We start from the raw sequence: 7,783 nt of genomic DNA on the forward strand, positions 1-7,783 counted from the left end.
TTATTTGTCGCTAGAAAATAGTCCAGCTGCACACTGGTGGGTGTATCTCATCTTGTGTGAGGGGGGGCGCATTTATACGGGCATCGCAAAGGATGTTCAGCAACGCTTCGTCCAACATCAGGCAGGAAAAGGCGCGAAATTTACGCGTGCTTTTCCTCCTGTATCGCTTTTGGCCTGCAGTGCCTTTCCTGATTATTCTTCCGCTTTAAAAGAAGAACATCGAATTAAGCAATTACGTAAACCACAAAAACTTCAGTTGATTGATGCGTGGTCGCAAAACTTCAGTGACTAACAGTCAACCGAATCAATATTGAGACGATATTTTGAGCAAAACCACAATTTATAAAGCAGAGCTGACCTTATCCGACCTTGATCGTCATTATTATCAAACGCATACGTTAACCTTGGCATTGCACCCTTCAGAGACCGAAGAGAGATTAATGGTTCGTTTGTTGGCATTTGCATTGCATGCAGACGAATACCTTGCGTTTGGAAGGGGGTTATCTTCAGAAAATGAACCAGACGTAGGTTTAAAAGATGCGACAGGCCAATGGACAAGCTGGATTGATGTGGGCTTGCCTGATCCAAAATGGATTAAAAAAGCTTCGCGTATTGCAAAAGAAGTTTTCTTGTATGTCTACGGTGGATCGCAAGCAGAAGTTTGGTGGCAACAAGAAGCATCCGCCTTTGCCGATCTAAAGAATGTGACGGTAATCAAAGTGCCTCAATCGGCGACACAGATGCTGACGAAAATTTGTCAGCGTAGCTTAAAGCTCTCTGTCACGATTCAGCAACCTAGTGTTTGGTTTGCGACCGATGAGGGGAATGAGGAAATCAAGCTAGAAATACTGAAGGCTTCAGCGGGTAATGAATAATTGAGTCATCACATCGCATTTTATTTATTGTATTGATTAAGTATTTTGTTGTATTGTTGGTGTTAAGTAAAAATATTTATCGATAAAGTAGATGTGATATGAATCTCAAACTTCCCCGTACCAGTGCAGAACAATGGCGTGTCTTGCAGGCCGTTGTCGAATCCGGTGGCTTTGCGCAAGCGGCAGAATTGCTTCACAAAAGTCAGTCTGCAATTAGCTATACCGTTGCAAAGCTGCAAGAGCAGATCGGTGTCGCTCTTTTAGAGCAAGATGGCCGCCGCATGAAGCTAACGGAGGTGGGGGCGACATTGCTTCGGCACGCAGTTCCGGTAGTAGATGGTTTATCTAGGTTAGAACAGCATGCTGCGATTTTAGCGCAAGGATGGGAGGCCGAGCTTCATTTGGCGGTAGAAGCAATTTTCCCCAATGTTGTGTTATTCCAAGCATTAGCGAGATTTGCCGAGCAATGTCCGAATACGCTGCTGCAAGTGCATGAGGTGGTGATGTCTGGAGCCGATGAGGCTGTTGAGTCGGGCGAGGTAGACTTGGTCATTGCTAGCAGTATCCCGAAAGGATATCTAGGTGAGCAGATGCTCGATGCCTCCTTGGTCGCATTTGCGGCGCCAAATCATCCGCTTCACAATTATGATCGTCTATTAACCACAGATGATTTATTTGAACATACTCAAGTAGTTGTTAGAGATTCTGGTACGCAAAATCCAAGGGATTCGGGTTGGTTGGGGGCCAAACAACGTTGGACGGTTAGCTATCCCCAGACTTCTATTGACATGGTGAAATCAGGCTTGGCATTTGCATGGTTGCCAAAGCATTTAGTATATGAAGATTATCATCAAGGTCGGTTAAAGCCATTGCCGTTGCGTCATGGTCGAGAGCGCCGTATTCCGCTTTACTTGGTGGCTTCTGCAAAGCAAGCAACAGGCCCTGCAGCAAGGTTATTGGCCCGTTGCTTACTCGATGCGGCGAGCGCGTGGAAAGATTTTGAATGTCCTGCCGAATGCATGGAGTCCAAGTAATTCGTTCGTTGTGTTTACTTAGGGGTTAACTCAGGGAAAAGGACTTCGGTAAATCCAAAGAGGTTCATATCTTCAATCCGGCTAGGATAGAGTTTACCCCATAAATGATCACATTCATGCTGAACCACTCTCGCGTGAAAACCTTCTGCCACCCGATCGATTGCGTTACCAAACTCGTCAAAGCCTTGGTAGCGAATCTTCGTCCAGCGTGGCACTACTCCGCGTAATCCAGGTACTGATAAACAACCTTCCCAGCCTGCTTCTTTTTCTTCATCAAGAGGCGTAATCACCGGGTTTATTAAAACGGTTTTAGGGACAGCGGGGGCATCAGGATAACGCTCACTTTGCTCAAATCCAAAGACAACTACCTGCAGAGAGACGGCGATTTGTGGTGCAGCAATGCCAACACCACCTTCGTGTGCCATGGTTTCCCATAGGTCTTCGATAAGAGTGTTCAGTTCTGGTGTTTGCCATTCTGTTACTAATGTGGCTTCCTGCTGCAAAATCGGATGGCCCATTTTAATGACGGGGCGAATTGCCATAACTATACTTCCTTGTTTCGCTTCACAAATACATAGTGTTTTTTTACTGGGGAAATCACTTCGAAAATGCCATGAAAGCCACTAGGAATCACAGCAGCTTCCCCCGGTAAAATTTCGGTGACATGCCCAGATTCATCATGTAAGTGAACACAACCCTCAATTAGGCTAAAAAATTCGTCAGTATCGTCTGCAAAAGCAATTTTCCATGCGCCTACTTCGCATTGCCAAATACCTACATCCATATCACCGTGTGTGCTTGCAAAAAAGGGATGCGTGCTACGTTTGGGGTTCCCTTTTATTAATCTCTCTGGTTTTGGATAATCAATGCTACCTTCTGGAAGCGTTTTGCCTAAGTGGGTGATCGATTTCATTGCTTACTCATTACTTGCTTTTGTTAATGCTAAACGCCAAAGTGAAGTTACTTCTTTAGATCGGGCGATATAAAGAGGATTACTAGTGTCTTTTGATTTAGGATGGGTTGGCCTAGCACCAATTCTGCCAACTATGGTCAGCCCGGCTTCTGTTATCCAGTTTTGTAACTCACCCCGGGATCGCATGCCAAGATGCTCGGCAAGATCAGACATAATTAGCCAGGCTTCACCATCTACTGTTAAATGATCTTTCAAACCGGCTAAAAACTGTTTCAACATTTGGCTATTTGGGTCATAGACCGCGTACTCTAGTAAAGAGGTCGGTTGTGCAGGGATCCAAGGAGGGTTGCAGACAATCAACGGCGCTTTACCTTCAGGAAATAAATTCGTTTTTAACAATGAAATTTGTTCCTGATAACCTAGTCGTGCCGCATTTTCTGCGGCACAAGAGAGGGCTCTATCCGATATATCCGTCGCGATGATCTGTTTGACTCCGCGTTTGGCTAAAACCAAGGACAAAATCCCCGTACCGGTACCAATATCAAAAGCGAGGGCTTTCTGTTTTAGCGGTGCATCTAATACAAGCTTTACATATTCGCCACGCACAGGAGAGAAAACACCGTAGTGTGGATGAACCGTTTTTTGATTGAGTGCAGCGATTGGAACCCCATTTTTTCGCCACTCATAAGCCCCTATAACCCCCAACAAGTCTTTAAGTGCAATTAAATACGGATGCTGAACTTGACCAAATGCTTGTTCGCAGGCAACTCGCACATCCGGTGCTCTGCGGTTGGATAATTGATGATTGCCATCAACTTCGAGTAGCAGTTTAGAAAGTACTTCCGCTTTCTTTCGATTTTGTTGGCGATTACGTTCAAATGACTCAAGTGCACTGTTCGGTACGGGCAATGGGTTTCTTGGTGGTTTACTGACTTTTTTACTTAAATTCAGTAAAAGTTGACGGCCATTATGGTAATCACCTCGCCACAGTAACCCATGACCTTCATTAATTAACCGAAATGCTTCATTCACACTAACATTGTCATCTACGACTAAGATAGTAGTGGGTGGTTGACTGCCATTTTCACAACGCCATTCAGCAACTTTGTTGTTTTCATTTTCATGCCAAGAAAGCAACGATGGGGTGTCAGCTTGTGCTGTTAATGCTACGGGCGTTGGGAAGTCAATTTTCATCTGGAGGTCAGCTAAATCAAAGGGTGTATCAAATTGTAACAGGAACCCCTAGGTAGTACTGACAGAGAATGCCAAAAAGCAGACATAATCGTAAGGAAGTTGTAAAGGCCAAAACTGTACCTGTTCAATTGCCTTAGTTTCACGGATGATGGCATACGAATTTACTTGAAAAATGGATATTTTACGAATGAGACATTCTCGTAATTGGTCACTAGCTGCCATTTTGGCGTGCTTGGCCATGTTGGGGCCGTTTTCTATTGATGCATACCTGCCTGCATTCAATGAAATAGCTCAAGAATTAAACGCGACGCAACTACAAGTCCAGCAAACACTAACTGCATATATGCTGGCCTTTAGCGCCATGATGCTTTGGCATGGTTCCATTTCTGATGCAATCGGTCGACGTCCGGTCATTCTTGTTTCGCTATTTACATTTGCGATCGCAACATTTGGATGTGCAGCATCCTATCGTATTGAATACCTCTTATTCTTTAGAGTATTGCAGGGACTTTCAGCTGGTGCTGGCATCACGGTTGGCCGTGCAATGATCCGAGATCGCTTTGATGGCCATGAAGCGCAGCAAATTATGTCTCGGGTCACCATGATTTTTTCTTTGGCACCAGGCATTGCCCCTGTTATTGGCGGCGCGTTACAACAGTGGTTTGGCTGGCATGCCATTTTTCTTTTTGTGGCGGGGCTGACTTCCATTTTGTTATATGTATGTTATCGCTGGTTGCCAGAAACACTACTTGTAAATAAGCGTCAGTCATTGTCACCACGCGCATTAGCGGTGGGCTATAAAGAAATGGCGTTGAATCCTACTTTCCTTATGGTCGCGTTAACCGTTGCCTTAAATTTCGGGGGCTTATTTCTCTATATTTCTTCAGCACCGGTATTACTAACTACTCATCTAGGCTTAAAAGGTGCAGAGTTTGGTTACTTATTTGTACCCGCAGTGTTTGGTATTTTTCTAGGTGGCTGGTTATCAGGAAAAATGGCTGCCACGCATTCAACCTCTTATACCGTCTGCCTCGCATTTTGTATTATGGGTTTTGCCTCTATTTTTAATGTTGGCTATCACTCATTTTTCCCGCCATCATTGCCGTGGACAATTCTACCTGTAATGATTTACACCTGCGGCATGTCACTGTCTTCAGCAAGTATCACGATTGTAGCGTTAGATTTATTTCCGCAAAGAAGGGGGATGGTCGCTTCGTTGCAATCAGCTATTCAAGTAGGGCTTGCGGGGGTAGTTAGTGGTGTTGTGTCTCCCATTCTTTCTCATTCTGTTATTTGGTTGGCTGGAGGCATGTTTGGCTTGGTTGTCTTGGGGCTGGTCAGTTGGGGCTTGTCTGGTAAATGGAAATCACCTGTTGCACAATAATGCAACTTGTTAAGCCAATTTAGATTAAGAAACGTTATGAAAAGCCTTCCTCCACTAGTGTTTGTTGATTTGGAAACCACTGGTGCCTCCATTCACAAAGACCGTATTACAGAAATAGGCATTGTAGAAGTCGATGAGGAAGGCGTTCGCCAATGGAGTTCATTGGTCAACCCGCAGCAATCTATTCCTGCATTCATTCAGCAGTTAACCGGTATTAACGATGAAATGGTGGCTGATGCGCCTTGCTTTGAAGTGCTTGCAGAAGAGGTTTTGCAGAAATTAAAAGGCAAATTGTTTATTGCTCATAATGCGCGGTTTGATTACGGCTTTTTAAAACATTCATTTGCCCGATTAAACCTGCCGTTTCGGGCAAATACGCTTTGCACCGTCAAACTATCTAAAGCACTTTACCCCGAACACTATAAACATAACTTAGACGCCATTGTGTCTCGGCTTGGTTTGGTCGCAGGGGACAGGCATCGTGCATTAACCGACGCAGAATTACTCTGGCAATTCTTACAAGCTGTCTACAAGGTTTTTGGTGTAGAGCATGTGAATGAAGCCATCATGAAACAAATTCAGCAACCAACTTTACCACAAGGGGTGGATGCAGATTCGGTTGATGCGCTACCAGAAGGGCCTGGTATCTATCGGTTTTACGGCGAAACCGGTGCGCTATTATATGTGGGAAAAAGTACGCAAATACGCAAACGGGTGCTTAACCATTTTAGCCAAGATCACCGAGATGCCAAACAACAGGCGTTGGTTCAACAAATTCGAAAAGTAGAAGCACAAGAAACTTGTGGTGAGTTTGGTGCGCTATTACTTGAAGCACAAACAGTCAAAAAAGAAAGACCAATTTACAATCAGCAACTCCGTGCAAATGATGGATCCTGTACTTGGGTGCTAGAAACTCAAGCAAATGGTCAACTGAAACCAGCCCTAATTAAAGCAGATGAGCCTAAAAAAGAAGGCGAAATTCGCTACGGATTGTTCCATTCAAGCAAAGATGCTCAGAAGGCATTACGTAAACTAGCAGAGAACCATCGCTTGTGCTTGATCTTTTGTGGGCTTGAAACCGCAGGTAAAAGAAATAACAGTCCTTGTTTTAATTACCAGATCCATAAATGCGATGGCGCATGTGTAGGCAAAGAGAGTATTGGGTTTCATAACGCAAGACTCATCAGCGCAATTAGTAAGTTAAAGCAAGCAAGTTGGCCGTTTGATGGGATGGTGATCGTTGCCGAAATGGATAATAGTCAATTGCATTGCGATTATCACCTAGTCCAAGATTGGTGTTATTTTGGTACGGCAAAAAGTCTTGAGGAAGCAAAGCATATTGCAACCTCATCTGAAACGCGTTTCGATGCAGATATCTGTAAAATCATTCAAAAGCATTTCAAAACAATCGACCCGAAATGCATTATTGATCTTAGTTGCGAATGCTAAGACAAGCCTAACAGTAGAGTAGAGCATGACAACAGTAAAAATTTCAGCCGTCCTATTTGATATGGACGGGTTAATGTTAGATACCGAAGTGATTGCGCAAAAGGCAGGCATGGCCGCATGTGCCGACTTCGGTTTTAATATGACTCTAGAAATTGCAATGCAACTCCTAGGAAGAAACTCTAGAGATGCGGACGTGTTCTTATCAGCAACCTTTGGTCCAACCTTCGATGCGGCAAAAGTAAGAGAGCGCTTTAAAGCGCGTTATGAAGAAGCCTTATTCACAAGTGGCATTCCTGTAAAACCCGGACTACATGAAATGTTGGATTGGCTAGAAGGTGTTCCTTTACCAAAAGCAGTGGCAACCTCAACAAGGCATGACATGGCATGCAAGAAATTAGAAAGCGTAAATGTACTTCATCGCTTTCCACATCTCGTTGGTGGAGATCAGGTTAAGAATGGCAAGCCATCACCGGACATTTTTCTAGAAGCAGCAGCCAGACTATCAGTAAATCCAGCAGAGTGTATTGTCTTGGAAGATTCGGAAGCGGGAGTTAGGGCTGCTCTTGCAGCAGGCATGATGCCAATTATGATTCCCGATCTAAAAGCGCCAACCGAAGAGTTGCTGTCTCATGGCATCACAGTGTGTCCAAACTTATCGGCGGCAGTTAGGCATATTGCCGCAAGCGGTGGATTTAAATACGGTATTTAAATTACTGTCGCTAGAGCAGGTTGAAAACAAAAGCCCCGAGGGTCGCCTCGGGGCTTTGTTTTTGTGTGTTTAGCTTGGTTTATTATCTATTGCTGGTGTTTTGAGTCAGATTTTGTGCTGTTTTCGAGTTGTTTAGAGAGATTTTTAGGTATTAAAGGTTGGTTTTATTTAGTGGTGTCGAAGAAAGATAAGATCTGGTCTAAAAGTTTCAAAAAATATTTATGT

9 protein-coding genes are annotated in these 7,783 nt (G+C 44.1%); 6 read left to right on the forward strand and 3 right to left on the reverse strand.

What is annotated here, in order from left to right:
• The first annotated feature begins 4 nt into the window (after positions 1-4).
• The 3 genes from LIN78_RS16880 (at position 5) to LIN78_RS16890 (ending at position 1,909) form a co-directional block, all read left to right on the forward strand.
• Positions 5-292, forward strand: coding sequence for a GIY-YIG nuclease family protein (locus LIN78_RS16880; RefSeq protein WP_227182054.1), 288 nt, complete (start codon positions 5-7; stop codon positions 290-292).
• Between the two features lie 31 nt (positions 293-323).
• Positions 324-875 (forward strand): YaeQ family protein, encoded by a 552-nt coding sequence (locus LIN78_RS16885; protein WP_227182055.1) that lies wholly within the window; start codon positions 324-326, stop codon positions 873-875.
• A 98-nt stretch (positions 876-973) separates the two neighbouring features.
• The gene (locus LIN78_RS16890; RefSeq protein ID WP_227182056.1) at positions 974-1,909 is read left to right on the forward strand and encodes a LysR family transcriptional regulator; all 936 of its coding nucleotides are present in this window, start codon (positions 974-976) and stop codon (positions 1,907-1,909) included.
• 14 nt (positions 1,910-1,923) lie between these two features.
• Here the strand turns inward: LIN78_RS16890 and def are convergent, their stop codons facing one another.
• The 3 genes from def to LIN78_RS16905 are packed head-to-tail and all read right to left on the reverse strand — an operon-like array spanning position 1,924 to position 4,016.
• On the reverse strand, positions 1,924-2,451 hold the full coding sequence (def, locus tag LIN78_RS16895) for a peptide deformylase (protein WP_227182057.1): 528 nt from the start codon (positions 2,449-2,451) through the stop codon (positions 1,924-1,926).
• A 2-nt stretch (positions 2,452-2,453) separates the two neighbouring features.
• Positions 2,454-2,822, reverse strand: coding sequence for a cupin domain-containing protein (locus LIN78_RS16900; protein ID WP_227182058.1), 369 nt, complete (start codon positions 2,820-2,822; stop codon positions 2,454-2,456).
• Between the two features lie 3 nt (positions 2,823-2,825).
• Positions 2,826-4,016 carry a 50S ribosomal protein L11 methyltransferase gene (locus LIN78_RS16905; protein ID WP_227182059.1) on the reverse strand — a complete coding sequence of 397 codons (1,191 nt, stop codon included), beginning with the start codon at positions 4,014-4,016 and terminating at the stop codon, positions 2,826-2,828.
• A gap of 187 nt (positions 4,017-4,203) precedes the next feature.
• Here LIN78_RS16905 and LIN78_RS16910 point away from each other — a divergent pair, with 187 nt between their 5' ends.
• From LIN78_RS16910 to LIN78_RS16920, 3 genes are read left to right on the forward strand one after another with little or no spacing between them, the layout of a single operon-like run.
• Entirely contained in the window at positions 4,204-5,400 is a 1,197-nt protein-coding gene (locus LIN78_RS16910) for a multidrug effflux MFS transporter (protein WP_227182060.1), read from the forward strand.
• Between the two features lie 36 nt (positions 5,401-5,436).
• Entirely contained in the window at positions 5,437-6,849 is a 1,413-nt protein-coding gene (locus LIN78_RS16915; protein ID WP_227182061.1) for a 3'-5' exonuclease family protein, read from the forward strand.
• 25 nt (positions 6,850-6,874) lie between these two features.
• Positions 6,875-7,558, forward strand: coding sequence for an HAD family hydrolase (locus LIN78_RS16920; RefSeq protein WP_227182062.1), 684 nt, complete (start codon positions 6,875-6,877; stop codon positions 7,556-7,558).
• Positions 7,559-7,783 lie beyond the last annotated feature (225 nt).

Origin of the sequence: Leeia speluncae (assembly GCF_020564625.1) — a bacterium.
Lineage (GTDB): Bacteria > Pseudomonadota > Gammaproteobacteria > Burkholderiales > Leeiaceae > Leeia > Leeia speluncae.